At 50.6% G+C, this 26,648-nt stretch carries 24 protein-coding genes; 10 read left to right on the top strand and 14 right to left on the bottom strand.

What is annotated here, in order from left to right; genetic code table 11:
- Positions 1–29 precede the first annotated feature (29 nt).
- The gene (locus ACETK5_RS04075) at positions 30–710 is read right to left on the bottom strand and encodes an O-methyltransferase (protein ID WP_394054334.1); all 681 of its coding nucleotides are present in this window, start codon (positions 708–710) and stop codon (positions 30–32) included.
- Between the two features lie 130 nt (positions 711–840).
- Here ACETK5_RS04075 and ACETK5_RS04070 point away from each other — a divergent pair, with 130 nt between their 5' ends.
- A complete protein-coding gene (locus ACETK5_RS04070) occupies positions 841–1,728 on the top strand; it encodes a LysR family transcriptional regulator (protein ID WP_394054333.1) in 888 nt (295 codons plus the stop codon).
- A gap of 162 nt (positions 1,729–1,890) precedes the next feature.
- On the opposite strand, the gene ACETK5_RS04065 is transcribed toward ACETK5_RS04070, so the two are convergent.
- From ACETK5_RS04065 to ACETK5_RS04045, 5 genes are all read right to left on the bottom strand, one after another.
- Positions 1,891–2,820, bottom strand: coding sequence for a carbohydrate ABC transporter permease (locus ACETK5_RS04065; protein WP_100538594.1), 930 nt, complete (start codon positions 2,818–2,820; stop codon positions 1,891–1,893).
- Entirely contained in the window at positions 2,820–3,731 is a 912-nt protein-coding gene (locus tag ACETK5_RS04060) for an ABC transporter permease (RefSeq protein WP_100538595.1), read from the bottom strand. Before ACETK5_RS04060 ends, ACETK5_RS04065 begins: the two co-directional genes overlap by 1 nt.
- Positions 3,732–3,741: 10 nt before the next feature.
- Complete coding sequence (locus ACETK5_RS04055) at positions 3,742–5,361, bottom strand: ABC transporter substrate-binding protein (RefSeq protein WP_100538596.1); 1,620 nt, start codon at positions 5,359–5,361, stop codon at positions 3,742–3,744.
- A 329-nt stretch (positions 5,362–5,690) separates the two neighbouring features.
- Complete coding sequence (locus ACETK5_RS04050; RefSeq protein WP_100538597.1) at positions 5,691–7,964, bottom strand: helix-turn-helix domain-containing protein; 2,274 nt, start codon at positions 7,962–7,964, stop codon at positions 5,691–5,693.
- A gap of 146 nt (positions 7,965–8,110) precedes the next feature.
- Positions 8,111–8,455: a winged helix-turn-helix transcriptional regulator gene (locus tag ACETK5_RS04045; RefSeq protein WP_100538598.1), complete on the bottom strand. Its 345-nt coding sequence runs from the start codon at positions 8,453–8,455 to the stop codon at positions 8,111–8,113.
- 200 nt (positions 8,456–8,655) lie between these two features.
- On the opposite strand from ACETK5_RS04045, the gene ACETK5_RS04040 reads away from it, so the two are divergent.
- Positions 8,656–9,831 carry an MFS transporter gene (locus ACETK5_RS04040; protein WP_100538599.1) on the top strand — a complete coding sequence of 392 codons (1,176 nt, stop codon included), beginning with the start codon at positions 8,656–8,658 and terminating at the stop codon, positions 9,829–9,831.
- A gap of 156 nt (positions 9,832–9,987) precedes the next feature.
- Positions 9,988–10,878 carry a cupin domain-containing protein gene (locus tag ACETK5_RS04035; protein ID WP_394054332.1) on the top strand — a complete coding sequence of 297 codons (891 nt, stop codon included), beginning with the start codon at positions 9,988–9,990 and terminating at the stop codon, positions 10,876–10,878.
- 90 nt (positions 10,879–10,968) lie between these two features.
- Here the strand turns inward: ACETK5_RS04035 and ACETK5_RS04030 are convergent, their stop codons facing one another.
- From ACETK5_RS04030 to ACETK5_RS04015, 4 genes are read right to left on the bottom strand one after another with little or no spacing between them, the layout of a single operon-like run.
- Complete coding sequence (locus ACETK5_RS04030) at positions 10,969–11,622, bottom strand: metallophosphoesterase (protein ID WP_100538601.1); 654 nt, start codon at positions 11,620–11,622, stop codon at positions 10,969–10,971.
- Positions 11,619–12,698 (bottom strand): ABC transporter ATP-binding protein, encoded by a 1,080-nt coding sequence (locus tag ACETK5_RS04025; protein ID WP_100538602.1) that lies wholly within the window; start codon positions 12,696–12,698, stop codon positions 11,619–11,621. Before ACETK5_RS04025 ends, ACETK5_RS04030 begins: the two co-directional genes overlap by 4 nt.
- A gap of 53 nt (positions 12,699–12,751) precedes the next feature.
- Complete coding sequence (locus ACETK5_RS04020; RefSeq protein WP_100538603.1) at positions 12,752–14,464, bottom strand: ABC transporter permease; 1,713 nt, start codon at positions 14,462–14,464, stop codon at positions 12,752–12,754.
- Between the two features lie 9 nt (positions 14,465–14,473).
- Positions 14,474–15,598, bottom strand: coding sequence for an extracellular solute-binding protein (locus ACETK5_RS04015; RefSeq protein WP_100538604.1), 1,125 nt, complete (start codon positions 15,596–15,598; stop codon positions 14,474–14,476).
- 162 nt (positions 15,599–15,760) lie between these two features.
- On the opposite strand from ACETK5_RS04015, the gene ACETK5_RS04010 reads away from it, so the two are divergent.
- Both ACETK5_RS04010 and ACETK5_RS04005 read left to right on the top strand, forming a co-directional pair.
- Entirely contained in the window at positions 15,761–16,690 is a 930-nt protein-coding gene (locus tag ACETK5_RS04010) for a LysR family transcriptional regulator (RefSeq protein WP_394054331.1), read from the top strand.
- A gap of 95 nt (positions 16,691–16,785) precedes the next feature.
- Entirely contained in the window at positions 16,786–18,147 is a 1,362-nt protein-coding gene (locus tag ACETK5_RS04005; protein ID WP_100538605.1) for a dipeptidase, read from the top strand.
- Positions 18,148–18,464: 317 nt separating this feature from the next.
- On the opposite strand, the gene ACETK5_RS04000 is transcribed toward ACETK5_RS04005, so the two are convergent.
- Positions 18,465–18,674, bottom strand: a complete 210-nt coding sequence (locus tag ACETK5_RS04000; protein ID WP_394054330.1) for a hypothetical protein — start codon at positions 18,672–18,674, stop codon at positions 18,465–18,467.
- A 561-nt stretch (positions 18,675–19,235) separates the two neighbouring features.
- Between ACETK5_RS04000 and ACETK5_RS03995 the strand changes: the two genes are divergently transcribed.
- On the top strand, positions 19,236–20,375 hold the full coding sequence (locus ACETK5_RS03995) for a zinc-dependent alcohol dehydrogenase (RefSeq protein WP_394054329.1): 1,140 nt from the start codon (positions 19,236–19,238) through the stop codon (positions 20,373–20,375).
- A 237-nt stretch (positions 20,376–20,612) separates the two neighbouring features.
- On the opposite strand, the gene ACETK5_RS03990 is transcribed toward ACETK5_RS03995, so the two are convergent.
- Together ACETK5_RS03990 and ACETK5_RS03985 are read right to left on the bottom strand one after the other, a co-directional pair.
- Positions 20,613–20,984 carry a hypothetical protein gene (locus ACETK5_RS03990; protein ID WP_100538607.1) on the bottom strand — a complete coding sequence of 124 codons (372 nt, stop codon included), beginning with the start codon at positions 20,982–20,984 and terminating at the stop codon, positions 20,613–20,615.
- An 89-nt stretch (positions 20,985–21,073) separates the two neighbouring features.
- Positions 21,074–21,994: an aminoglycoside phosphotransferase family protein gene (locus tag ACETK5_RS03985; protein ID WP_326119195.1), complete on the bottom strand. Its 921-nt coding sequence runs from the start codon at positions 21,992–21,994 to the stop codon at positions 21,074–21,076.
- Between the two features lie 213 nt (positions 21,995–22,207).
- Here ACETK5_RS03985 and ACETK5_RS03980 point away from each other — a divergent pair, with 213 nt between their 5' ends.
- The 3 genes from ACETK5_RS03980 to ACETK5_RS03970 all read left to right on the top strand — a co-directional run bounded on the left by ACETK5_RS03980 (position 22,208) and on the right by ACETK5_RS03970 (position 24,068).
- Positions 22,208–22,705 (top strand): DinB family protein, encoded by a 498-nt coding sequence (locus ACETK5_RS03980; protein ID WP_326114646.1) that lies wholly within the window; start codon positions 22,208–22,210, stop codon positions 22,703–22,705.
- Positions 22,706–22,767: 62 nt separating this feature from the next.
- On the top strand, positions 22,768–23,760 hold the full coding sequence (locus tag ACETK5_RS03975; protein ID WP_326114644.1) for a helix-turn-helix transcriptional regulator: 993 nt from the start codon (positions 22,768–22,770) through the stop codon (positions 23,758–23,760).
- Positions 23,761–23,765: 5 nt separating this feature from the next.
- On the top strand, positions 23,766–24,068 hold the full coding sequence (locus ACETK5_RS03970) for a putative quinol monooxygenase (protein WP_100538611.1): 303 nt from the start codon (positions 23,766–23,768) through the stop codon (positions 24,066–24,068).
- A 64-nt stretch (positions 24,069–24,132) separates the two neighbouring features.
- Here ACETK5_RS03970 and ACETK5_RS03965 read toward each other — a convergent pair whose 3' ends face one another.
- A complete protein-coding gene (locus ACETK5_RS03965; RefSeq protein WP_100538612.1) occupies positions 24,133–24,960 on the bottom strand; it encodes an AraC family transcriptional regulator in 828 nt (275 codons plus the stop codon).
- 119 nt (positions 24,961–25,079) lie between these two features.
- Between ACETK5_RS03965 and ACETK5_RS03960 the strand changes: the two genes are divergently transcribed.
- Positions 25,080–26,429, top strand: a complete 1,350-nt coding sequence (locus ACETK5_RS03960; protein WP_100538613.1) for an alpha-L-fucosidase — start codon at positions 25,080–25,082, stop codon at positions 26,427–26,429.
- Positions 26,430–26,648 lie beyond the last annotated feature (219 nt).

The following is a 26,648-nucleotide window of genomic DNA, read 5'->3' as shown; positions in this document are numbered from 1 at the left end:
GCAAACCGAAGATGCTTCAGTCTAGTAGCTCACGATACAACTCCGATATAAAATCCGTCATACCCCTTGCTTCCCACCGTTTGAATTGCCGTGCCGGAAATGGCGGAGTGGGCGGAGAGCAAATCCATGAATTTGCGGATACCGTGCACCCGGGGGTCTGTGCTGTGATGATCGATAACTTCTCCATCCCGGATCACATTATCGCTAATCATGACGGTGCCCGGCCGTGAGAACTGTAACGCCCACTTCAAATAATTGGGATTGCTGGGTTTATCGGCATCGATGAAGATCAGATCGAACGGCTCCACCTTCTCCTCGGCCAACTGCTCCAGCTGTTTCAGGGCATCGCCTACCCGGATTTCCACTCTATCCTCCAGTCCGGCCAATGCCACGTTGGATTTGGCAACCTCGGCATGATGCGGATCAAGCTCCAGTGAAATCAGCTGCCCGCCATCCCCAATCGCCCTAGCCATCCAGATCGTACTGTAACCTCCCAGTGTACCGATCTCCAAAATTCGTTTGGCTCCCTTGATCTGAACGATGACGTTCAGCAGCTTACCTTGAGCCTTGGATACATCAATTTCCGGCAATCCGGCCTCCCGATTTGCAGCTAACACCTTCTCCAGCACCTCATCATAAGGAATCAAATGTTCTGTGAGGTAATCGTCCACTTTTTCCCAAGTTGCAGCTGCAGCTTCCTTCTTTTTCATATCCGTTTCCTCCCTTATTCTCCATTTGGATCTTACAAAATCATTTTATGTGATTTATTGTTATAGATATAATATATATTTAAGCGGCTTACATAACTTGAATATATGAATGGATAGGAGTGCGCTTCTCATGAATTTACACGCATTACGGCTCTTTCACGTCATCGCCACAACGGGAAGTGTTACCCGTGCTGCCGAATTGTTAAATATAAGCCAACCCGCCATAACAGCCCAGGTAAAAAAATTCGAGAAGGAACTTTCCCTTACGCTGTTCAAACCACAAGGCAGGGGCATCGGATTGACGGAGGCCGGTGCCGAGCTCGTCCCGCTTGCCAAAAGACTCTTCTCTGTCGAGCAGCAGATTGAACAATTCTGTCTGGATTATCGCAGCGGTTCGAGGGGACAAATCCGGATGGCGGCAACTTATCTTCCTTCCCATTTTCTCCTGCCCGCCTGGCTGGCGAAATACAAGCAGCGGTACGAACAAGTAGAAATGAGCATAACCACCACGAATTCTAGCGATGCGCTTAAGCAGCTGTTACATATGGATGTCGATCTTGCGATATACGGCGGCGTGCCAGAGGAATCTCCGAATACGATACGGACCGAGGAGCTGTTCCGGGATGAGTTATGGTTTGTCGTATCCCCCGATCACCGTTACGCCAATCAACGCATCTCCCTGGATGAGATGATGAGAGAGCCTTTTGTTATGCGGGAGGAAGGCAGTTCAACGCGGGAGCGGTTATTTGCCTTATGTCGTACCCATAGCGCGCCTTCCCCGCGGATCACGCTGCAATTCAATGGTCTGCACGAAGCGATCACGGCCGTCATTGCCGGATACGGCGCAAACTTTGTATCCTCACTTGTCGTGCGGGAGTATGTGGAGCGCGGCGAACTGAGCCGGGTCTATGTCGATGGAATCGAGCTGCAAAATATCATTGCGGTCTGCACCCGCAAGCATGAATCGTTATCCGCTGCCGCCATGAACTTCGTGGATATGATCCGGAATCAGTCATAAGTTACCGTTACATTTCCCCTATACATATTGCCTGCCGGGCTTCTCGTATTCTGATGTGCCGTAATTCCAAAAGGGCTGTCCCGCCAAGATCCAGGATCTTTCGGGACAGCCCCCTTTTTTTGTCTACTCTTCTAAGCTTGATTCGTACATTCGCCGAACGCGTTACCCTTTAATGGAGCCGATCATGACGCCTTTCTCGAAATATTTTTGCATGAACGGATAAATGAGCAGAATCGGAAGCGTCGATACGATAATGACCCCGTACTTGATCTGATCGGCATAGCGCTGGGCATACCCTCCTGCATCCCCGCCTGTTCCTGCACCGCTCGAGAACACCTGGTTCGACAGCAGAATATCCCGCAGAACGATTTGCAGCGGCTGGAGCTTCGTGTCCCGGATGTAGATCAGCGCGGTGAAGAAGTCATTCCAATGCCCCACCAAATAATAGAGTCCGATGACGGATACCAAGGCTTTGGACAGCGGCAGTGCCACCTTGAAGAAAAAGGTGAAATGGGAGCAGCCGTCCATGACGGCCGCCTCATGCAGCTCCTGCGGCAGCGAGTTCTCAAAAAAGGTCCGCGCAATGATCAAATAGAACACATTCACGGAGAAGGGGAGTATAAACACCCAGATCGTGTTGGTCAGGCCAAGCCCCTTCATCAACAAATAGGTAGGAATCAGCCCGCCGTTAAAAAACATCGTGATCACGAAAATAAACATGATGATCCGTCTGGCGCGAAATTCCTTTCTCGACAGCACATAAGCCGCCGGAAGCGTAAACAGCATGTTAACCAAGGTGCCGAATACCGTGTAAAACAGCGTATTTCGGTACCCCGTCCAAATCCGCATATCCTTGAAAATCTCCTGGTAACCGAAAAAGCTGATGTTTTTAGGGATAAACATAACCTTCCCCGTAGAGACGAGTGTTGAGTCGCTGAACGAAGCAATGATGATAAAGTACAGCGGATAGGCGATCAGCAAAAAAATCAAACCGCACAGAAAACCCAATGTGACCTTAAACGCTATCTCCTTGCCGTTGATGCGCGTTCTGGTAAGTTCATGTTCCACAACCGTTTCTCCTTCCCCGATCATTAGAATAGGCTCGTTTCCGACATTCTCTTCGAGATCGTGTTCATCGCATACAAGAATACGAAATTGATGAGCGTGTTAAACAAACCGATGGCCGAAGCCAAGCTGAATTGATTGGAGATGATCCCGATTTTATAGACGTAGGTGGCAATGACCTCCGAGACGGGAAGGTTCAGCGAATTCTGCATCAGGAATATTTTCTCGAAGCCGGTCCCGAGGATATTCCCCATGCTGAGAATAAACAGGATGATGATGGTGGGTATGAGGGCGGGAATGTCGACATACCGGATCGTCTGCCATCGGCTGGCCCCATCGATTTTGGCAGCATCATACAGCTGGGGATCCACGGTGGACAAGGCTGCAAGATAGATAATGCTGTTCCAGCCGCAATGCTGCCATATGTCAGAGAGCACATACACCGGGATAAAAGTCGAGGTGGAGGCTAACAAATTGATATGTCCCAGCCCCACCGCCTTCATAAAGTGACCGACAACTCCGGTTTCGGAGGATAGCAGCACATTCAGCATGCCGACCAGCACGATAATGGATATGAAATGAGGCAGGTATACGGTGGTCTGCATCAGCTGCTTCATTTTTTTTCTGCGGATCTGGTTAAGGATGAGAGCTAATATAATCGGAGCCGGAAAGCCGAGCACGATCGTGGCCAGACTGATCAGAAACGTGTTTCGCATCAAATCCGTGAACAGGTAACTGTCGATGAATTGTTGAAAGTAGGCGAGCCCTCGCCACTCTCCGCCGGTCAGGCCTTGGCTGAAATCGTAATCCCGAAACGCAAGCTGGATGCCGTACATCGGGACATAGTTAAACAAGAGAATAACGGCAATCGCCGGAAAAATCATAATCCACAGCTGATAATCTCGTCTGAAGGTGTTCTGTCTTTTACGGAATTCCATATCCTCCCTCCTAGTTTTGATTCATGTAGTCATCATAATATTTCTGCATGATTTCCAAGTTCTGCTTCAGGCCTGCTTTCTCGCTCTCCTTGATGTACGCGTCCCATTCGGCTTCCACGCCGCCCTTGGTCACCCATTTGGCAAAGCTGGATTCCGCCAGATTCATCACGTTGGTGTTGTTCAGGCTCATGGCGTTATTGTCCATGGTGGAATATTTAATAAACATGCCGGGGAACACGTCCTTGTCGGGATCCACGTCTTCTAAAGCAGCCTCTAGCGGCTCCGATTGTCCCAGCACCTCCTGCATATCGGTGCCGAGCGTCAGCTTCAAGGAATCGGGAATATAAAATGCGCCGTTGTCCGCCATCGTTGAGGTCCATTTCCATGTGCCCGGATCCATCTTGGCATCGGCAGGAGGCAGAACGGCATATGTACCGTCTCCGTTATCTTTAATATTCGGACCGATGGATCCGAACAACACTTGCATACCCACCTCGGGAGCATAGAGCTCGTTGATGAATTTCATGGCCGCTTCCTTGTTCTTGGTCTTGGCGGACATCACGATATGGTTGGTTCCATAGTTCAGGGAGTAATGATCATAACTCCAGGACAGCTTCCCAGCATAATCTGCCGACACCTTCATCGGCGGCATGGAAGCATACTGCGGTGCCAGCTGTTCGCCGAAACGGTCGGAAGCCACCCATCCCCAAGTGAAGCCGACCTTGGCTGTGTCCCCTTCGCCGCGCGCAATGGATTGATATTTCGTATAATCATGGGTGAACACTTCCGGGTTAATCAGCCCGGCCTTGTACAGCTTGTTCAGGAACATGACCATCGTTTTGTACCGGTCATCGGTGAGGAAGTTCTTCACCTGTCCGTCCTCCACGAAATAACCCTGCCCGCTGCCGTCTGTCAGCGTGATGCCCATGCTGCCCAAGAGGACCGCAGGGTTAAAATATCCGCCGATGCCTCCCGGCCAATCCATCGGAATCTCGTCATTGGGATCGCCATTGCCGTTGGCATCCTTCTCTTTGAAGGCCACGAGCACTTCATACAGCTCATCCCATGTCGTCGGCATGCTCAGGCCGAGGTGATCCAGCCACTGCTGGTTAATGAATTGCCTGCTGGCGGAAGCCGGCCAGAACCGCTGGTATTTCGGAAGACCGTATATTTTGCCGTCCGACTGCGTTGCAATCACTTTGGTATCCGGTTTTTCATTAAACATGTTCTGTACGTTGGGTGCTTGATCAAGCATGCCGGACAGATCCTGGAAGAGCCCCTGGAACTGTGCAAAGTCGGCATCCGTAATGACGTTCGGCCCGATAAACAGATCGGGAATATCTCCGCTAGCCAGCATCGTCCCTTTCTTCTGTCCCCAGTCTGCGGTAATCTCCTGCCATTCGATGTCCACGCCCGCCGTTTCCTCAACCTTCTGCAGCCATTCCATTTCGGCCAGCGGCTTCGTGAGCGGGTGCTTGGTAATGATGGCGGTGAGCTTTACTTTGCTGCCGGTTTGCTCTCCGGGCGTCTCGGCCGATTCGTTCTGGTCGCCTCCTGCCCCGCTGCAGCCTGTTAACAACATGGCCGTGATGGCGACGAGCGAGATGAAAACGTTTACCCTTTTCTTCATTCCATTACCTCCTGGTTTGGTTTGTTGGTCTGGTCCATAGGAAATGCAGCCATGTCTTGGCCTTGCCTTGGGACACATATCACTCTAAACGGAGGGGAAGAGCCCCGTAAACGAACAGTTTTTTAAGCATCCTCATTTTTTGAAAGCGCTTATAATCAATCGATTGAAAGCGTATCCAGTTTGGCCCGCTGAAGGTAATTCAAATATTGTATATGTTCAAAAATTGAAGCTGCTTTGCTTAAAAAAGCGCCGGCACAGAAGCTTATAAAGAAAAAAGTTTATAAAAGACCGCTGTAAAGCTGCCTTAGTCGGCATCAGCGGTCTTCGTTTTATGCTTTATGTGTATTCCGATATTGTCCGGGTGTCGTGCCCACCATCTTTTTGAAGGAACGGATAAAACTCGAGGTGTTGGTGTACCCGACCTGTTGGGAGATGGCTTCAAGGGTCTCCTCGCTGTTCCGCAGAAGCTGAATGGATTTCTGGATGCGAAGCTGATCGATATACTCTTTGAAATTTTGCCCCATCGTTTTTTTGAAGTGATGGCTGAAGTTAGAGACCGACATATCAAAATAATCGGCCATCATCTGCAGCGAGCAGTTCGGATCCATTCCTTTCTCCGCAATGAGGGACAGAATCTCTTCCTGCGATGCCGAACGGGACACGGGGAGCGTTTCGCTGATCATGTCGCACAGCTTGGCACAACTCTCCCTGATAATTCCGATCATCTGCTCCAGCGTATAACGGTGGTTAAATGCCGCCTCGGTTAGCCGAAGCAGGCTCTGATCGTCATGACGGAACCGCTGGAGGCCGTTGAAGATGACGGTAACCGTATTGAGGTACACGCTCCGTATCATATGCGGCGGCAGGCTGTCATTGCTTAAATAACCGATCAATCGCTCCGCCAAAGAGGCCAGCATGGCCGCATCGTTCTTGAGGATCGCAAGTTCGAGGGATTGCAGGATTTCGGCAAAATAGGATACGGCTCCGGTTTGGGGGACCTCGAGGTTGTCAAAAATCAGCACGGTCGCTGTCTTCCGGATGCGCAGAAACTCCGCCGTGCGGAGCGCCTGCAGGTAGGAGAGATGGAGGTCCACCGGCAATTGAGCTGCGCTAGGCTTGCCAATCCCAATCACCGTTCGCCGGCCCGTATACTCCAATATTTCATCTTGCATCCGTTCCAGACAGGATTTGAGGGGGAAATTCTCCTCATGGGAGCACACCAGAATCAATTCCTGTTGATAGATGCTTTTAAAGAAATAGCCTTGGACATCATCCGGCAGCCGTCCTTCATAGTTCCGGCAGTAATCCAGTATCTTCTCTATCCCTTCTCCATCCGCTTCGCAGCATAGTACGGCAACCGTGAAGTAATCATGATGAAACCGGATACCGACCTTTCCTGCTTCCCGTTCAAAATCATCCCAGGCTGCAATATGCCCGCTCACCAGCTCAAACAGCAGGTTATCCCGCATAATCGGCAAAGATCCCTTCATATGCTCGTCCAGCTTGCTGTTGGCCAGCGAAAGCTCCTCCAACGTATATTTGATCGTATCGATTTCATTCATGTGTTTCCGCTCCCGCGGTTCAAAAACTTGAACGGCGAGATCAACCAAACGGCGGATCGGCTGGTAGTTCTTCCGGATGGATACGTAGATGATGAACATTTCAAGCAGCAGAATCAGCCCGACCAGGATGGCCGTATTCAGCTGAATCGTCCGAATGCCCTGCAGGGACTCAGTTACCGGCAGCAGACTCACATATTTCCAGCCATTCTTATCCGAAACGGAGAACGACACCAGATAGTCCGTTCCGCTGATTTGGTAAATGCCCGAAGAGGATGCTGACTCTTCCCCTATGCCGTGCACAAGATTCCTGAAATCATCGGAGGATTGGTATGACGTATCATTGGAGGATACCAATCGCCTTCCCTGGCCGTCAAACACATAAAAATCACCGCTATAGGTTTCCGAAACGGACTTCATCATCCGGACAATCGTATCCTCCCTGACCATGATCATGACGGCTCCGGGAGAATTCGAGCCTCCTACCGGCAGCGGCTGTACGAAGGTCAGCATTCTGACCCGGTTATTGCCGGGCACAACCACATTCTCCACAGGCCTGACGATAGGAGAATTAAGATCATTCAGGGTCTGGATCATATCTTCATGCGCCCAGTTTTCATAATAGTAACCGACGCCCGGAATGGAAAGGTCGTCCAGACTGTATGCGCTTCCAGTTTTGGAAAACAAATAACCGATGTTCTTCACATACAGCAAGGTGTTGTAAATAAACGCATCGGTTGCATTGTATTTTTTCATCTCATTGGCAATAAGCACCCGCTGGTAGTCGCTTTCCTCCGCCTTATACATCTTGAATTCCCGGTTCTGCACCAGTTCAAACGGCAGATTGTACACATACCTTGTAAACGTATCCATCGATGTCATGAACTGCTCCGTAATATGCGCATTCCAGTCCATTTCCTTCTCTTTCACCACTTCTGCCGAATACGGATAGTAATAACACAGGATGACAATCACGGGAAACATCAGCACAAGCAAATAGGAAATCAACAATTTTGTCAGCAGGTTAATCTTATGGATTCGCAAGCGGCGACCACCTCCCTGTCCTTCATACCCAATCTGAAAATGTTATCTATAAGAATACGTAATTTTCAAAAAAAAGAAAACTCATTTCCTGTTATAAACCTTGGGAAATGAGTTTTCTGATATGTGTACTATTTTTGTGGCAGCAGTCAAGAGGATTGCTCCACGCCCCATTTTTCGGCCCACTTCTCCATCTCCTGCAAAGAATCCAGGAAGTCCAGCCCTTTCTCGGTCAATGAATACTCCACGGAGACCGGAACGGTAGGGAATACCTCGCGTCTTACGATCCCGCTGCCTTCCAAATGCCGGAGCACATCCGTTAAGGATTGCGTCTTGATGATGGCTGCATCCCGATGAAGCTGATTAAACCGTTTCGGTCCTTGAGCTAATTGCGCGATGACGAGAAACGCCCATTTGGCTCCAAGAATTTGCAGCACCGAGCAGATATGATTGAACGCTGGCTTTTCCTGAAAGTCTTCTCTTATCGGTTCCACTGCCTCACCCCACCACTAACTAATCGTAAGTTAGTCAAAATGATTGGATAATATCCAAATACTTTGCCTTCTTACATAATATATGCGCGCTACTTATAATACAAACACAAAGAGATTTCAAGTTATACCAACCCGCTTGCAACATGTGCTAGCCATGATCGCAGAGGGTATTGATCTCCTATCGAGAGGATGAATTAGATATGAATCGATTTACGATATATTTATTGGCGCTTGGGGTTTTTCTTACCGCCACCTCGGAACTGGTCGTCTCGGGTATTCTGTATGCGATCGCTGACGACCTTCATATTTCCTTGGCCTTTGCCGGCCAGCTGATTACCGCTTTCTCGCTGGCTTTTGCGATCGGGACACCGTTTCTGGTCTCGCTGACCGCTCGGATGAACCGTAAAAAAGTACTGCTCGGCTCGCTTCTGCTGTTCATTGCCGGCAGTCTGGTTTCCTATTTCAGCACCGAGGTATGGATGCTCATGGCCTCCCGTGTCATCCTTGGTGTTAGCTCAGGCGTCTATCTCGTTGCCGCAATGGGGACCGCAGCCAAAATGGTGTCCCCGGATAAGTTGGGCCGTGCCATCGGCACCATCGTGCTGGGTTTCAGCAGCGCCATGGTGCTGGGCGTTCCGATTGGAATATGGATCACAAATCTGCTGAACTGGCAATCCATCTTTTTGCTGCTGGCTCTGCTCAGTCTGGTGGTCGCCTTTGTCCTGATTAGACTCCTGCCGGATGTTGAAGGGGACGCACCTATTCCCTTTCACCAGCAATTCAAAGTGCTGGGGAGCGTGGTCATCGTGAGCGCACTGCTGCTCACGTTCTTCCGGGAATCGGGTAACTCGGTACTGTTCACGTATGTTACGCCATTTATCCAGGATATTTTCCATATGGGGCCGTCAGGCATCAGCATCATTATGCTCGGCTTTGGACTCTTTGGAGCAATTGGCTCCAGGCTCGGCGGATATGGGGTCGACCGGTTTGGGCCTGCGAAAGTGATTACCCTCAGCACGCTCATTCATATCGCGGTATTCGCGCTTCTTCCGCTGCTCGCCGGCCAATCGTTCATAGGGCTCGTGCTGATGGGAATCATGGTGCTGTCCATGTTTGCGGCGGGTCCGGCCGTTCAGAGTTATTTTATCCAGCAGGCTCCGGGCTCTTCCAATCTGATTCTCAGCCTAAACACCTCCATTGTGCATCTCGGGTTAGCCGCAGGCGCGGGTGCAGGAGGCTTCATGGTGAATACAACGTCCACGCTTCAATATCATCCATGGCTCGGTGGATTTGTGCTCGCGCTCGGCCTGGTTGCAGGACTGGTCAGCTTCTCGGCTGGTCGGAAGTCCCCGATTTCCATACCGAAATCGGCCTGACCTCGCCTGCCCACCATAGGATTTAAGCGCAAGCCGCCCTGCCAGCGGGCGGCTTGCATCTGCTGATTCATAAAATGGGCTCACGGATGTTTGCCCATGGGCATAACGTGTGTTATGGGTCAACGCCTATTACATTATGAAGGGCAGGAATCAATAGTGGCGGTCTCTTATATGGATTTCACTTCTCCCTCCGTTCGGTATACTTACGATATGAGCAATAACCCTTTTTTCAAAAAAGATAGTCAGAATTACATTAATTCTCTCTCCGTAAAAGAATTAAACACGCTTGGCAACGCTTCCCTGCTGGATATATATCTCAGTACCGGAAACGTAGTGGAGCCGCATATCCATCAGAATGCAACGGAGCTGGTCTATGTCGTTTCCGGCTCAGCCATCGTCTCCCTTATCAATCCGTTTACGAAGGAGCTGCTGAACTTCACGGTAACGCCGGGTCAGGTTGCGCTTGTGCCCCAAGGCTGGTGGCATTATGAAATGGCGACGGTTGACAACACGCACCTGATCGCGGTCTTTGACGCGCCGGTGCCTGAATTCATTGGAGGTTCGGATCTTTTGAGATTGACGCCGGCCAGCGTGTTCGCTCACACCTACTGCCTAGATGAAGCCAAAGTCAAAGAGACCTTGGCGCCGATCACCGACACGGTTGTCATCGGGCCGCCCAAAAACTGCCGGCAGCAAGGGCAAGTGCAAGGACAGATGAAACATCAGCCTCATGCGTCTCATCATAATCAGCACTATTATCATCAAGAAGGCACTGTGAACCGTGATTATGAGCTGCTACAACAACAGCAGCAGCAATTCCAGCAACAGCAGCAGCAGCAGTTGTTCCAGCAGCAGTTCCAGGCTCAGGATCAACCGCAGCATGGAACGTATGCTGCTGAACCACAGCGACTACCAACTCAAGAACAAGTGCAGTTCCGTTCGCAGCAGCAATTACAAGAACAACAGCGTCAGCAGTTCATTCAACAACAGCAGCAGTTGCCATTCCTGCAGCGCCAGCTCATTGGAAATGGCTGGGATCAATTCTGATCAACCCTCTGGTGATGAGTCCTCCATAGAAATACGCAGCATCACGATTCAACAGCGATGCTGCGTATTTCTTGTTTATATGGAAGTATATTATTTAGGAAGACCGGATGCTCCCGTTATTTTCATCTTCCGGCACGTAATGTTCTCAGGCCGCATAACCGATATGGACCACTGTATACCCGAGGTCAGATTAATCAGACTTAAATAATATCCGTGTCCTGCGCCGGTATCGATACCCAGCTTACCGTCGCCATACCAGAGCTCCTCTGGCGGTACACCCAACCGAAACGTAGAAGTATGACCAAACACAATCATCTTATCCAACCATCGGGGGGACAGAAGAAACGGCTCGCGAATTTCCGTTAATTCTTCCGGGCTCTGAGCATGAAGCGGAATTCCGGGCCGAATGCCTGCATGCACAAACAAGAATTGATTATACTCGGTCCATAGCGGCATTGTTGTTATGAACTGCTGATACTTCTTGAGCCTGGGAGCCGCAAGCCCTGCTTGTTCCGGTCGGTGATGCAGCCATTTGCGTTCGTTATTACCCTGCAGCGCAATAGCACCGGAATCTCGCAGTTCCTCCACATAATCCAGTGTCCCTGCTGAATCCGGTCCCTTATTTACATAATCCCCAAGCAAGAACAAGCGGTCCACCTCCGGATCATAATGTACATGCCGCAGGAGAGTTTCAAGCAGATAACCGTAACCATGGACATCCGAAACCGCGTACACCTCGCTCATGGGGCTAACATACTGCTGTCTGCATAGATCATGGTTTGATCCGGAGACAGTCGTATCAACAATTCGCTTCCGGCATCCACGCTGCAATCATGGAATAAATGAATGGGCTGCTGATCTGCCGTTTCCACAATGACTCTCCACCTTGTTCCTTCGTATACCGTCTGCACCACCGTCACCTTCAGCAGGCTCCCTTCCTGCGAAGCTTCGCCGCGCCAAATCCGGATGGATTCAGGATGGACCATCATCACGGCCCTGCCGTCTCCCTTATCCACGCCGATGCGGAGCCCGGCTATCGGACTCCCGGCAAGCATGGCCATAGGCTGTCCATCCTGGGTCAGTTTGGCTTCCAGCTGATTATGGTAGCCCATGAGCTGCGCAACCCAAGGGCTTGCCGGTCTCTCAAACAACACCCTCGGCTCTCCGAATTGGTCAATTCCTCCATCCCGTAAAATCAGGATTCGATCAGCGACCGTAAATGCCTCCATACGATCATGCGTCACATACAGGGTAGCGATGGATAATTCGCCGAGCAATCTGGCTAATTCACCGCGCATATCCGTTCTAAGTTTGACATCCAGATTAGACAACGGTTCATCCATTAATATCAGCTTTGGCTCTGTTGCCAACGCTCTCGCTATGCCTACTCGCTGCTGCTGACCACCAGACAGTTGGGCCGGCAGGCGGTCCAATAAGCCTTCCAGCTTCAGAAGCGACTGGAGTCGATCTAATGTATTCGCTCTGTCTTTAGTGTCTAACTTTCGGCGTTTCATCCCATACTCCATATTTTGCTTCACCGTCATATGCGGCCAAAGGGCATAATCTTGAAACACCATATTAATGGGCCGGTTCTCCGGGGGAATATAGTGTCTCCCCCGTTCAACGGTGACCCCCGCCATCTCTACCTCGCCTGAATCTATGCCCTGCAGTCCGGCAACCATCTGCAGCAGCGTCGATTTTCCGCAGCCGGATGGACCGAGAATGCAAATGCGCTCCCCTTCCCTCACTTCAAACGTGATCGGCTTCAAGACTTGCTGCGAGCCGAATGACTTCGATACGCCCTTTACCTTTAAGATCATTCCACTCTCCATCCTTTCTAAGTTGGATCACGTCTATCGATACCCATTGCCGTCTACCGCATTCTATTGCCATCCAGCCATCGAAATACAAGACGTCCCGCAGCTTGAAGCAGTACGATGATGAGCACCACGGTGCCGCAGCTTACAACGGTAGCAGCCGTAGCATAGCCGTAGCGCGAGAATTCAAAAGCTCTGTCGATAACCAGTGGCATCAGTGAATAATTAGCCGGTTTCAGCATCGAGGCCAGGGCCAAATCAAACACGCTGGTTCCAAACGAAGCCAGGATCGCGATAAGCAAAGACTGACGCACCATGGGCAGTACGATATCCCGCATCCGTTCGAATATGCTCGCCCCTTGGATAGCGGCTGCCTTCAGCATCGTGCCGGACAAATTGCCGAACGCTCCAAGCTGGACCCTGACTGCGTAGGGGATGGCACCGGCTATACCCGCAATCACGAGCAGCGAGGGGGTTCCGTATAAATGGAGTCCTAAAGGCTCCAGCCATTTCTGATTCCATATGAAAATATAGCCAATCCCGAGCACAACGCCGGGGACCGCGAGGGATATGATGGAGAACAGCTGAAGCATGGGCTTTAGCCTAGACTCCGTGAAGGTCAGCATGTAGGCAACAACAAACCCGATCAGCATGCTAAACAATGCGGCTGCGGCTGCAATTGCGAGTGAATGATACATTCCTTCCAGATAACCGAGCAGCCGGTGATCCCCAGCCTGTCCTGCAAATAATTCACGATAATGATCCAGCGTGAAATTGCCCGGATTCAGGCCTCCGCCTGCCTGTTTCAGCAGAGATACCGCTGCACTCGTCCCAATCGGAATCCCGAGACTCAGGAAAAGAAAAACCGTAATGGACAGATTGTACATCCAGGCAAACCGCGGTTTAACCTTCTCCATTTTGACTGCTCTCGCATTCAGAAAGTCGAATCTGGATTTACGGAGGGTCACCATCAGCAAAGTCATCGCCAGCACCAGGATCAATACCAGGTAGAATGCCAGCACTCCCGCCATATCAAAACGTACAGGTGACTGGTAAATGGCCGAGTAAATGGAGTAGGTCAGCGTCGGGAATTTATACACAGTTGCCAATGCGGCAGGCAGCCCGAAATCGCCGATCGAATCCATAAAGACCAGGGTCCAGCCCGCAACATAAGAAGGGAGTGCCAGTGGCAATTCGACGGTTCTCCATACGGTGAAAGGCCTCGCGCCGTTCAGCCTGGCTGCATAACCGAACTGCCTTATATTCCACTCCGAAGCTGCCATAATAGCCAAGTAAGCTAACGGGAATTTGCTTAGGGACATGACAAACACAAGTCCGGCAGGCTGAAATATAAATGAGGTGACCCATGTCAGCCCCAGCCACTGATGAACCAGTCCATCCGCACTGGCAAACAATACCCAGCCCTGTGCAATCATGAACGATGGCGCGATCAGCAGAACCCACGCCGTCATATCCAGCAATCTTGCTGTTGCAAAGTTCCATCTTGCCCGGATGGTAGCAAGTACGCCTCCAAGGATCGTACCGAACGTAGCCGTCCCCAGCGCTAATGTGACTGAATTCAGGAGGGATTGTTTCCACAGAGGTCGATGAAATATGTCTCCGATCAAGCCCAAGCTGCTGGACTGGATCTGACCGAAAAAGAGTCCAGGGAAAATCACGTTGATTAGCACGGCAAGCAGCGGCAGAAAAATAAAAACAAACAGGAGGAGGGTTACCCCGCCTCCATAGCGAGCTTCCGAAGTATTCATGTTATGTGCCTACCTTACGTTTTGATCCGCAAACCAAGTCTTGATCTCAACCTCATGCTCTGAGGCCCACTTCGCAGAAGGCAGCATAAAGGCTCCGTTCGGTTCACGTTCACTTCGCGTTGACACACCTTCAGCGAGCGGCGTAAAGAAGCTGTCCGTTGAATCCTGATTCGTTAACATCTGCTGTGTCTCGGGTTTTAGCATATATTCCACAAACGCCTTGGCCGCTGCCGGGTTCTTGGTATGTTTGCTGATCGTTACAACACGCAAGCTGCCTGGCGCACCCTCGCGCGGCCATATCACCTCAATAGGCTCACCTGCAAGCTTCAGTTCATAAGCATTGTGCTCCTGGAGTGCCGCAACCTCGATTTCTCCGCTTAACAATGCTTTTCCGACCGGACCATTCTTGGGGTAGACATGCAGCTCCTTCTTAAAACGCTGCTCATATTTCTGCTCTGCCGCTTCGACACCCCATTGCTCAAAAAAAGCAGATACAAGCGGATAGGCAGGCGCTGCTACGGCCGGATCTGCATGACCCACAGGGCCGTCATAGGCAAAAAATTGCTCCCAGGTCGTCGGTGCCTTCTCCGGCGTTACCAGCGTTGTGTTATAAGCGATGACCCCGGCCGCATGAATGCCGACAGGAAAGTATGAAAAATCTTTGGGCACATAACTCCTTCCGTTTTCGGACAGATTCCCCAGATTCTCAGGCTCCCAGTCAGTCATCAGGAAATCGCGATCTGCCAAATTGCGCACCGAGCCGTGCCCATCCATCATCAGGACGTCCCACTGCGGGTTACCCTGCTCGGCTTCTATTTTGGCCAATGCTTCTCCCCCGCCGTAATGCACGGCTTCTATCTTGAAGCCTGTCTCTTCCATAAACTTCGGAGCAATGAAATCTACAAAATCATTTCCGTATAAGTAGATCGTTTCTCCGGTATCCTCTGCGTCGTCGCTGTTCAAGGATACGTCCGACTGTCCGGCGGTACTTCCGCTTCCGCTGGTAATAGGTCCGGTCGTTTCCTGAGATCGAACCGTTTGCTGTCCATCCGATTGCGCGCAAGCCGACAACATCATCATCAACGCAGTTAATGCAATGAATATCCCGTGTTTAAAGCCTCTTTTTTGGTTCATGTCACCCTCCTGTTTCTGATTTCCTTCTTGGTTCCATTTCAGCATAACGCGCCAAATTCAATTAAAAATTATCGCTGCGTTAACAAAGAGTTAAATAATATCTATCAAATGTTAGATAAGATTAAGAGTATCAATGATGAAATGGAAAGAGAGGATAGCAACATGAACTTACAGCAATTAAAAGTATTTGTGCTTACCGTGGAGTTGAGGAAGCTGTACCTTGTGGCTCAGAAGCTGGGCATTACCCAGCCAACCGTCACCTTCCATTTAAACAAGCTGCAGGAAGAGCTTGGCCTTGCCCTGTTTCACACCAAGTCCTACCATGTCATCAAGCTTACGGAAGCCGGTCAAGCCTTTTATCATTACGCATCGCAGATCCATTCCCTGTCTGAGGAAGCTTCATCAACCATGGATGTCTTCCGCGGAACCGCTGCAGGAGTACTCGCCATTGGCAGCACCCATACTCCCGCTACCTACCTGTTACCGCCGTTTCTGCAACAGTTGAAACTTAATTATCCGGGATTGTCCATCCAGTTGGATGTCCGACCGGCAGCTTATATCATCGAGAAAGTCAAAAAATACGAGCTCGATGTAGGCATCATATCGAACACGCAAATAGATGAGCCGGAATTTATCGTACAGCCGCTGGTCCATGATGATCTGGTGCTTATATTTGCCCCGGATCATCCCTTCGCCAGCATAAGTGATTTAATTCCGAGCGATCTGGTCGAACATCCCTTTGTTTCGCATGAACCAGGCTCCATCAGCAGACAGCTTATTGACCGCTGGGCTGACAAACATCATATCCACCTTCAAATATCATTGGAAATCTCGGGAACCGAAGCACTGAAAGCAGCCGTTCGGCACCGTCTGGGGTATGGCATGATCGCAGAAGCTGCCATACAAGAAGAACTGGCAGAGGGGAAACTCCAATCACGACCTATTCCGTCCTGGCTGCCCGAGCGCCGGATTTATGCCGTTCGCCACCGCAATAAGCTGATCAGTCCCGCGCTGCGGATGTTCTGGAGAAACCTTTTGGACAATTTTGCATCACAACAGCCGGAAGAGAGTCATGACACGATTCAAGATTAATCCCGCTATATTTCGTATTCTTCGAAAAACGGTTAGAATAGTAAGGTACGGCATCTATCGAATGCCAATGTATATTGAAGGAGGATCCCTATATCATGAGCGTTGATTATAAAGCGTATTTCGCTGAACACCGCGAAACCCATCTGAATGAGTTGAAGGAATGGTTGTCCATTCCGAGCATTTCGGCCCTGTCCGAGCATAAAGGCGATGTGGCAAAGGCTGCCGAGTGGCTCGCAGGCAAGCTGACCGAAGCGGGACTTGAGCATGTGGAAGTTCATCAAACGGCAGGACACCCTATTATTACGGCAGACTATTTGCATGCCGAAGGCAAACCGACCGTGCTCGTCTACGGCCACTATGACGTACAGCCTGTAGATCCGCTTCATCTGTGGGAAACGCCGCCCTTTGAGCCGGCTATCCGCAACGGTAAATTGTATGCACGCGGAGCAACGGATGACAAAGGCCAGCTGTTCCTGCATGTCAAAGCCGTTGAAGCCATTTTGAAGCAAGAGAAAGAGCTTCCGGTCAACATCAAGTTCTGCATTGAAGGCGAAGAAGAGGTGTCCAGCCCGAACCTCCCGCTCTACCTTGACAACCATAAGGACAAGCTGGCTGCTGACGCCATCGTGATCTCGGATACGTCCCTGCTCGCACCTGGCAAACCGGCCATTTCTACAGGCCTTCGCGGATTATGCTCCCTGGAGTTGTCTCTGGAAACAGCTAATACCGACCTTCATTCCGGTACATATGGCGGCGGGGTACCCAACGCCCTGCATGCCCTCGTCTCCCTGCTCTCCTCGCTTCATGACGAGCAAGGCCGCGTCGCCGTAAAAGGCTTCTATGACGGCGTGCTCGAGCTGTCGCCTGAGATGCGCGAGGAATTTGCCAAGCAGGAATTCGACGAGGATAAGCTGAAGCAGGATCTCGGCCTCGATTCCCTGTACGGTGAGGAAGGGTTCTCCTTCGTTGAACGCGTGGGAGCGCGTCCGACCCTTGAGCTGAACGGCGTATATGGAGGGTTCCAAGGAGAAGGCAGCAAGACGGTCATTCCGAGGGAGGCCCATGCCAAAATTACGTGCCGTCTGGTAGCAGACCAGGATCCGCAAGCCGTGCTCGACGCGATTGAAGCCCACTTGCATGCCCACACTCCCGTCGGATCGAAGATTACCTTTAAGCCGAAGGAAAAAGCATTCGCCTTTAACATCGATCCATCCCATCCGATGCTGCAAAAAGCCGCGGACGCGTTCGAGCATGTCTACGGCACGCGTGCCCTCTTTACGAAGGATGGCGGGTCCATCCCGATCGTGGAGAAGCTGTCCAGCACGCTCGATGCACCTGCCGTCATGATGGGCTTTGGCTTGCCGGACGAGAATCTGCATGCTCCGAACGAGCATTTTAATTTGGAGAATTTCGATCAAGGCTTGCTGACGATCGTAGAGTATTTGAAGCTCGTGTAACTTTTGACACCCAGCACAGTCCGTAGAGTAAAAGTAATATTCTAAAAAAAGAACGCGTATGGCGGGAGAACCGACTCCCTGCCAATACGCGTTCTTTGGTTTGTATGAAAAACCCCTTATTACGCCATTCATAAGCTTATCCTTGGGGGCGGCTTGATGACCGAAGAAAATGGCCATGTTGGCCTGCAGCTTCGATTAATCGGATAATTAGCCATGGGCATGTCCTTACAAACAAACATATGCTGTGAACATCGCAGATTTTTGGGTCGCGGGTCCTTCCCAGGGAGTGTGCCCCTATGCGGGCTCCAAACTTGTGGCTAGATCCCCAAGCAAACAGCTGCATCCCCAAACATACGGCTGTGATCCCCAAACAAACAGCTGCCATCCCAAACATACGGCTGTGATCCCCAAACAAACAGCTGCCATCCCAAACAAACAGCTGCCATCCCAAGCAAACAGCTGACATCCCCAAACAAACAGCTGACATCCCCAACATACAGCTGCATCCCCAACCTTACAGCTGCCATCCCCAACATACAGCTGCATCCCCAAACAAACAGCTGCGAACGGACCACAGATCTGTTATTTGCCACGATTTAGGCCAATCTCATATGGTAACGGACACCCAGTCCGCTATTCAACCTTTTCGCTGCGGAAAAACGGACTTTTTAAGCATATAACGAACCTCATGTCCGCTAGAATCGAAGTTTAGCTCTTATCGGATCAAATAACGTCCGCTGAGTCCGGTGAATCCGAAATTACATTTGACACGCTGTCCACTCCCCCTTCTCGCTCGTTAATATCAGCAGCTCATTATTTGCTTCGTTTTGTATATCGCGATCTTGCGAGCTAAGATTCTCCAAATAACGATTAGCCTCATTGGTCATTGCTCTAAGCCCCTCCATTTATGGTATCAGCAGTAATCATATCACCGTGATTGTCCTATGGTTCAGCATTAGCCTTTCTTCTTCCACAAACTATGTTGTTGCGCTAGCAGCGCATATGCATTCATAGCGATGGGGATGTTAATAAAAGTGCATATCGGGTATTAACAAGATAACATCTGTACATCGCTGAGGAGGGAACGTATGAGAGCAGTCACATTTCAAGGCGCAAAAGACATTCAGGTCAAACACGTGGAGGATCCGTCCATTCAGACCCAGGATGATATTATCGTCCGCATCACCTCTACGGCTATTTGCGGTTCCGATCTTCATATATACCTAGGGGCGATGCCTACGACTAAAGATTACGTGATCGGCCATGAGCCTATGGGGATCGTAGAAGAGGTCGGAGCTAACGTAACCCGCGTGAAAAAAGGCGACCGCGTCGTTCTTCCGTTCAATGTTTCTTGCGGCCACTGCTACTATTGCAATCACGATATGGAGAGTCAGTGCGACAATTCCAATGGCAACCCGGATGTCCATACCGGAGGTTACATGGGTTTAACTGAACGCTATGGCAACTATCCTGGCGGGCAGGCTGAATATTTGCGCGTACCGTACGGGAACTTTATGCCGTTTGTCATCCCCGAGTCATGCGAATTGGAGGATGAGGCGCTTCTCTTCTTGTCCGACGTTCTGCCCACGGCCTATTGGAGCGTGGAGAATGCCGGCGTGAAGCCAGGCGATACCGTCACGGTGCTCGGCTGTGGACCGGTCGGTCTGATGACCCAGAAATTCGCCTGGATGAAGGGGGCTAAACGGGTAATCGCCGTGGACCGCCTTCCTTACCGGCTGCAAAAAGCAAAGCGAATGAACAACGTTGAGATCTACAATTTTGAAGACTATGATGATATGGGCTCGTACATCCGCGAGATCACCAAGGGCGGCACGGATATTGTGATCGACTGCGTCGGCATGGACGGGAAGAAGTCAACCATGGAAGCCATCGGTCAAAAGCTGAAGCTCCAGGGCGGAACGTTAAGCGCAATTGATATTGCCATCGATGCCGTTCGCAAATTCGGCACCGTTCAGCTGACCGGCGTATACGGCTCATTGTACAACATGTTCCCGCTGGGCCATATTTTTGAACGGAACATTACCCTTACCATGGGACAAGCCCCCGTCATCCATTATATGCCGGAACTGTTCAAGAAGATCACCGCCGGGGAATTTGATCCAACCGAGATTGTATCCCACCGGCTTCCACTGGAACAAGCAAGCGATGCCTATCGGATATTTAGCGATCATGAAGAAGACTGCACCAAGGTGGTTCTGAAGCCGTAGCGTCAATTCACAGCGACAAGAATAAACCAAGCATCTCCTCTCACAACCTTGGGATTGGATAGGAAGTGCTTGGTTTTTTGTGTCCCGTTTCATGGAAATTAGTGATTTTGTGTCCCGGTTCATGAAACTTAGTGAGTGAGCTAAAATCTTCCGGATGCGTGTTGGAGGTTTCGACATAACCTCAAGTCTCAAGGGATGCGTGTCTTCAACGGCAAACACATACGCCGGGTCGCACGCCTATTCGGTTGCTTTTCTGGGATTCACCCGAATGATCGTCCCGCATGGATCGGATATCCAGTAGCCCTGCGAGTTCTCGTAAACCTCCACCTCATCCCTGCGATCCACCTGACGCTCTCTCAAATAGGAAGCGGCCGCCTCGGGATGATCCGTAGTGACCTCTAACCAGACATCCTGCTGAGCATAGTGAGTCATGCAATCCAGCCATAAATTGTTGGGGCCGTGCTGAAAGAGGTGTGAACCATCCTTGAAGCCCAAATAAGGTAGCTGCAAAACCTCTTTGTAAAAATGCACCGTTTCCTCATACTTGTACTTCGGAATTTTAAGGGCAATATTGTTTCCGCCGACAAACCGAATATCCGCTGATGACATGAGTACAAACCTCCGTCTGTTTTTTTTATTATCGTATCATGCTGTGGCTTCAATAAATTCTTCTAGATTGCTATCCTGTCAATGATAGGCTAAGACGACCTCGGCATCGGTTTATACCAGTTTGGTATATGCGTCTGAAACCCCTCATACCAGTTCAGTACCTCTTGCGCCTGATTCAGCATAACCTCCACTTCCTGCTCTCCGAAGGGAATCGCCCAATGAATCGAGGAAATCTGATTGCTCGCGATATAAAGTGCCATTAATCTGAAGAATGAATCCGGTACCTCTCCACCTTGGAAATATCCGTGAATACGACCGGATGCAAACCACGGGCTAATTACGGCATCCCATGTAATCCGGTTAAACTCCTCCCAAGGATCACCGGAATCCGCCCGGTTGAAATCGATGATGCCCAGTTCACCTTCTGGAGTAACCACCATATTGCCGATATGATAATCCCCATGCTGAAAAGCACAGGGCCGCTCCTCAAGCAAATAGCGATGCTCCTCCATATAACGAATCATGTTGTCCGCACCTGCGAGTCGGATGCCACAGCTCCCATAATTTTTGATGTACCTATCCATCTTGGAATGATAATAAACCGCCCACGTATCAAACCCGCTTTCAGCCGGAATTCGATGCATTTCGCTTAAATATCTGCCTGCCTGAACGCCAAGCCGGTACTGCTCCTCAGAATCCAGCAAAGGAATCACATCCCTTGCATCTTCTCCCGGAACCCATGTGAACAGGGAAAATACTTGCCTGCCCTCATGGCAGACGCCAAAATCAATCGGGCGGGACATTCGCATTTCGATAGGATCCAGCTTTTTTACCGCTTCAAACTCCCACCGCTTTCGCTCATATTGAGAGATATCGGATAATCGAAGGAGCCACTCCTGGCCTTCCGTATCCTGAACATAGTATTTACGATCTGCCGACCAGCCCTTGGCAACCGTTTGAACGGTCAGCCATTGATCTGCCCCCGGGATTTCGCGAATCGTGTCCTGCATGCTGCACACCCCCTATATTCGATATCCGGCACGATCTTTAAATCTCATACATTATAAATGAAGAGGGTTCTATAGACCATGCAGATAATTTCCGGCTAAACACGGAAATACATAAATTCTTCTTCTCCCCATAATCACTGACCGTAATTGTCAGGAATGATGTAATATACTCGACTTACAGCATCCATCCTAATATAAAGCGAGGGTTTACACATGAACATGAGCATAGAGGATTTTACGACTGAATGGTTAAAAGAGGCCCGGATCACGGAACAAGTCATGGACGCATTAACCGATGATTCGCTCAAAACCGCCATGACGGATCAGCATCGCACGCTCGGTCAACTGGCCTGGCATTTGGTCATGTCGGTTCAGTACATGACCATGCTCGGTCTACAATTTGAAGGCCCGTCCCGCGAGCAGGAAATCCCGGATTCCGCCGCCGAGATTCAGAACAGCTACCGCCGGATCCGGCATGCCTTTCTGAGTGCCGTGAAATCACAATGGAGCGAGGATGATCTTCGCGCTACCCGTGAATTCGACGGAGAGCCTTGGACCAATGCGGCATTCCTGCATTTTACCCTGGTTCATCAAGCGCATCACCGCGGACAGATGACGGTGCTGATGAGACAAGCCGGCCTGCGAATTCCCGAGCTCTACGGTCCGACCTACGATTCCTGGATCGATAAGGGCATGGACCCGCTCGTGTAAAAAGGATACAATTTACTCGAAGTAACATCGGGGATTCTCCCCATCTGGAAGGAGCATTCTTTATGTCTAAAGCGGATAATATGCTGTCGATCCTGTGGATGCTCCGCTCGGGCAAAAAGATGACCGCACAGCAAATCGCCGATGAACTGGAAATCCATGTTCGAACGGTGTACCGCTGCATCGATTCGTTATGCGCCAGCGGCGCGCCCATCATCGCCGATTCCGGGCCGAACGGCGGCTTTCGGATCCTCGGACAGTTTGCCGAATCCCCACTGATGTTTGATGCAGAAGAGCAGAAGGCATTGGTGCATGCTTCGATCTTTGCCAAAGAAAGCGGCTATCCGTTTACCGACGCGCTGCAGCGGGCGATTGACAAGCTGAAGCTGTATACGAACGAAGAGCAGCTTTCTCAGATCGAACGGCACAGCGGCGGCGTCTCAGTGTTGCAGCCTCCTGTCCATAAGGGGCTGCGGCCGCTGCTTCAGACGCTTGAAAGTGCCGCGGCGCACGGGCAAACCCTGAAAATGACGTATTCGAAGGGCAGGGAAGGCGCCAGCATTACCCGAAACTTTGACCCCTACGGCATCATCCACTGGAAGGGTCAATGGTATGCCGCCGGCTTCTGCCATCTGCGTCAAGAGATTCGCAATTTCCGCGTGGATCGGATCATTGGGCTGGAGCCGACAGAACATGTATTTGAACGGCCCGCTGATTTTTCGGCCAAGGATGTACTGCTTGGCAGTCTGCTGCCCGATCAAGGCAGCCATGAACGGCTGGTCCATGTCGTCATCCAAGGCCACGAGCATGTTCTGAATGAATTAAGTCAGCATTGGTTATTTGGACATACGCTTGTGAAACGCTGTGATGGAGAAGCTCATTTCCGACTGGATACGTCTTCGCTGACGTCCTATGTTCCCTATTTTCTTCTCCCTTATGGCAAATCTTTAACCATTCTGGAGCCCGCTTCTCTTGTTCTGAAACTGTCAGAAATCACGACAAGCATGGCGCTCCATTACGAACGCATGTTAAGCGACATGACCAAAAAGGAAGGGTGAACCCGATGGAGAAATTTGCGATGTACGGAAAGTTGATCGCCCATCCCGGCAAACGGGATGAACTTGCAGAGATCCTGCTCGAAGCAGCAGCGATGCTTAGCGATAACAAAGATTGTGAACTCTATATCGTCAACGTTTCGGACAGCGATCCGAATGCCGTATGGGTCACGGAATTGTGGAGCAGCCAAGACGCGCATGCCGCTTCATTGCAGGGAGCCGATACGTCCGAGCTGCTCCAGCGCGGACGGCCGCTGATCGCCGGCGCGGAGCCGCTCAAGCTTAAACCGCTTGGAGGAAAAGGTTTTTAGATATTGCTGGTCTGAAGAAAAGAGGCTTTCCCCGAATCGAATTTCTGAGATAGCCTCTTTTTTGCTATATATTGTTCCGGTATTCCGAGGGGCTGTAACCAACCTCTTTACGAAACGTTTTCGAGAAATAGTTCGCCGATTCAAAGCCGGTTGCGTCCGCAATTTCTTTGATGCTCAGAGGGGTCGTTCTCAGCATGAGTTTGGCCTGCTCCATCCGCTTAAGGCTTAAATATTTCTGCGGCGTGATCCCGAAATGCCGCTTGAAGTACTTAATAAAATAATTCGGATGCAAATGCAGCGTCCCCGCCATCTGCTCCAGCGTAATCTCCTCATGCAGGTGATTCTTAATGTACTGCTGCACTTTGTGGAGCCTGCCCATATCTTCCATTTTGTCCTTATGAATCTGCGGGTGCTGGTGTTCGAACACTCGGGACAGGATGTCCAGCATCACCGACTTTTCCCGCAAACGCGCGGCGATGGTATCGGAGCGATGCGCATCGACCAGCTGCTGGAATAATGCCGGCATCTCTGCGTTCCCCGACAAATCATAGCAATAGGGAACGTTCAGCCAGGAAAATACATCGGAATCGCCTACGGTCGCCGAGAAGTGCGACCAGTATTTAAGATAGGGGCGGCCGCTGATGACAGAGTAGGATTGCCTGGTCCGTGCCGGCATCAGAACCAATTGACCCGGAACGGGATACAGCTCCTCATCGCCGATTTTCACCCATCCTTCCCCATCCAGGATAAAATAGAGCTTGTTGTAAGACACGGTGTAGTCGAATTCCTTCCACTCCGGCCAGCACTGCGTTCTTTCGGCCTCCCAGATCTGAACCTGCATGTTCAGGAGCATCTGCTGAATGGCTTCATGTTCATTTCGTTCATTCTTCATCTTCGATTATCCTCTAAAGTTATTATAATACCCGTCAGAGTTAAGTAATTATCTATTCATACTAACACATTCTTGTTAAAATCAAACTCGACAATTCCAAGAATCGGAGGTTTGAATCCATGACAACGACTACCACTCCAACCAATCAAGTCATCCAGGAACGAAACCAGCGTGTGAAATGGTTCCAGAACGACCGTTTCGGCATGTTCATCCACTGGGGGCTCTACTCGATCCCAGCTAGAGGCGAATGGCTCCGAAGCTCGGAACAGATGAGCATCGAAGACTATCAGACCTATTTCGATGAATTTGATCCCGTTGACTATAATCCGCGGGAGTGGGCCAAAGCGGCCAAAAAAGCAGGCATGAAATATGCGGTGCTTACGGCCAAGCACCATGACGGATTCTGTTTGTTCGACAGCAAGCTGACGGAATATAAATCAACGAATACCAAAGCCGGGCGGGACCTCGTGCAGGAGTTTCTGGAAGCTTTCCGCGAAGAAGGCCTTAAAGTCGGCCTCTACTTCTCGCTGATCGACTGGTACCATGAGGACTATCCGGCCTATGGAGACCGTATTCACCCCATGCGCGCGAACGAAGCCTTCAAGCGCGATCCTAAAAACTTCGACCGATACCTGGATTACATGCACGGGCAGGTCCGAGAGCTGCTGACAGGCTACGGCAAGCTCGATATTATGTGGTTTGACTTCTCCTATGGCAACATGCGCGGCGAAGTGTGGCGCGCCACCGAGCTGATGAAGATGATCCGCGAGCTGCAGCCGCACATTCTCATCGACAACCGGCTCGAAGGCAGCGGCGAGAGCGGAGGCAGCATCTATACTACCGATCCTTCCGTTTACAGTGGAGATTTCGCTTCACCTGAACAAATCATTCCGCCGCACGGCGTCGTGGATCAGACAGGTGCCCCGATCCCGTGGGAAGCCTGCATCACGCTGAATAACAACTGGGGGTATGCAGCCGCCGACCGCAATTACAAATCGGCAACCACGATCATCCGCAAGCTGGTGGAATGCGTCAGCAAGAACGGCAACATGCTGCTGAATGTTGGACCAGACGCTAGAGGCGTCATCCCGAGGGAGAGCCTCGACGTGCTGGAGGAAATCGGTGACTGGATGAGCAAGAACGGCGACAGCATCTATGGCTGCGCGGCCGCTGATTATCCGAAGCCGGATTGGGGTCGGTACACCCAAAAAGGCAATAAGCTGTATGCCCACGTCTTTGAGGAGTCCATCGGACCGATCAATCTCATCGGCATGGCCGACAAGGTGAAGAAGGCCCGTCTGCTCGCGGACGGATACGAATTGTTCCTCAGCCGCCCATGGAGCGCAGCGGAATTCATCGAGGACGCATTTGTGAATTTCGCGCGGCCTGAACACTTCACCTATCCGCTCCCCGACAAACGCAATACCGTCATTGAACTGGAGCTTTATGACGAATCCGATCGTTCGTAACGATAAGATCGCATATACCATGAACTAATTCCTATAAGAGCCTGACTTGATGTTTTGTTACATCGCGTCAGGCTCTTTTTTATGCCCCGGCACCCCTATCCTCCTGGATCATCAAACCATTCCAAACGCAAAAAAATCGTATTGCACAATAACTGTTTATGCTATATACTAATTATCAATTAAACTGTTTATTATATATACAATTAATTAAAGGAGATG

The sequence above is a fragment of the Paenibacillus ilasis genome, from assembly GCF_043195395.1.
GTDB lineage: Bacteria > Bacillota > Bacilli > Paenibacillales > Paenibacillaceae > Paenibacillus_AQ > Paenibacillus_AQ lautus.
This window is presented reverse-complemented; position numbering and strand designations above follow the sequence as displayed.

Excerpts from the sequence above, each read along its gene's own strand:
- ACETK5_RS04075 (WP_394054334.1), bottom strand. The coding sequence starts at position 710 with ATGAAAAAGAAGGAAGCTGCAGCTGCAACTTGGGAAAAAGTGGACGAT.
- ACETK5_RS04070 (WP_394054333.1), top strand. The coding sequence starts at position 841 with ATGAATTTACACGCATTACGGCTCTTTCACGTCATCGCCACAACGGGA.
- ACETK5_RS04065 (WP_100538594.1), bottom strand. The coding sequence starts at position 2,820 with ATGATCGGGGAAGGAGAAACGGTTGTGGAACATGAACTTACCAGAACG.
- ACETK5_RS04060 (WP_100538595.1), bottom strand. The coding sequence starts at position 3,731 with ATGGAATTCCGTAAAAGACAGAACACCTTCAGACGAGATTATCAGCTG.
- ACETK5_RS04055 (WP_100538596.1), bottom strand. The coding sequence starts at position 5,361 with ATGAAGAAAAGGGTAAACGTTTTCATCTCGCTCGTCGCCATCACGGCC.
- ACETK5_RS04040 (WP_100538599.1), top strand. The coding sequence starts at position 8,656 with ATGAATCGATTTACGATATATTTATTGGCGCTTGGGGTTTTTCTTACC.
- ACETK5_RS04030 (WP_100538601.1), bottom strand. The coding sequence starts at position 11,622 with ATGAGCGAGGTGTACGCGGTTTCGGATGTCCATGGTTACGGTTATCTG.
- ACETK5_RS04025 (WP_100538602.1), bottom strand. The coding sequence starts at position 12,698 with ATGATCTTAAAGGTAAAGGGCGTATCGAAGTCATTCGGCTCGCAGCAA.
- ACETK5_RS04020 (WP_100538603.1), bottom strand. The coding sequence starts at position 14,464 with ATGAATACTTCGGAAGCTCGCTATGGAGGCGGGGTAACCCTCCTCCTG.
- ACETK5_RS04015 (WP_100538604.1), bottom strand. The coding sequence starts at position 15,598 with ATGAACCAAAAAAGAGGCTTTAAACACGGGATATTCATTGCATTAACT.
- ACETK5_RS04010 (WP_394054331.1), top strand. The coding sequence starts at position 15,761 with ATGAACTTACAGCAATTAAAAGTATTTGTGCTTACCGTGGAGTTGAGG.
- ACETK5_RS04005 (WP_100538605.1), top strand. The coding sequence starts at position 16,786 with ATGAGCGTTGATTATAAAGCGTATTTCGCTGAACACCGCGAAACCCAT.
- ACETK5_RS04000 (WP_394054330.1), bottom strand. The coding sequence starts at position 18,674 with ATGGCAGCTGTAAGGTTGGGGATGCAGCTGTATGTTGGGGATGTCAGC.
- ACETK5_RS03995 (WP_394054329.1), top strand. The coding sequence starts at position 19,236 with ATGAGAGCAGTCACATTTCAAGGCGCAAAAGACATTCAGGTCAAACAC.
- ACETK5_RS03990 (WP_100538607.1), bottom strand. The coding sequence starts at position 20,984 with ATGTCATCAGCGGATATTCGGTTTGTCGGCGGAAACAATATTGCCCTT.
- ACETK5_RS03985 (WP_326119195.1), bottom strand. The coding sequence starts at position 21,994 with ATGCAGGACACGATTCGCGAAATCCCGGGGGCAGATCAATGGCTGACC.
- ACETK5_RS03980 (WP_326114646.1), top strand. The coding sequence starts at position 22,208 with ATGAACATGAGCATAGAGGATTTTACGACTGAATGGTTAAAAGAGGCC.
- ACETK5_RS03975 (WP_326114644.1), top strand. The coding sequence starts at position 22,768 with ATGTCTAAAGCGGATAATATGCTGTCGATCCTGTGGATGCTCCGCTCG.
- ACETK5_RS03970 (WP_100538611.1), top strand. The coding sequence starts at position 23,766 with ATGGAGAAATTTGCGATGTACGGAAAGTTGATCGCCCATCCCGGCAAA.
- ACETK5_RS03965 (WP_100538612.1), bottom strand. The coding sequence starts at position 24,960 with ATGAAGAATGAACGAAATGAACATGAAGCCATTCAGCAGATGCTCCTG.
- ACETK5_RS03960 (WP_100538613.1), top strand. The coding sequence starts at position 25,080 with ATGACAACGACTACCACTCCAACCAATCAAGTCATCCAGGAACGAAAC.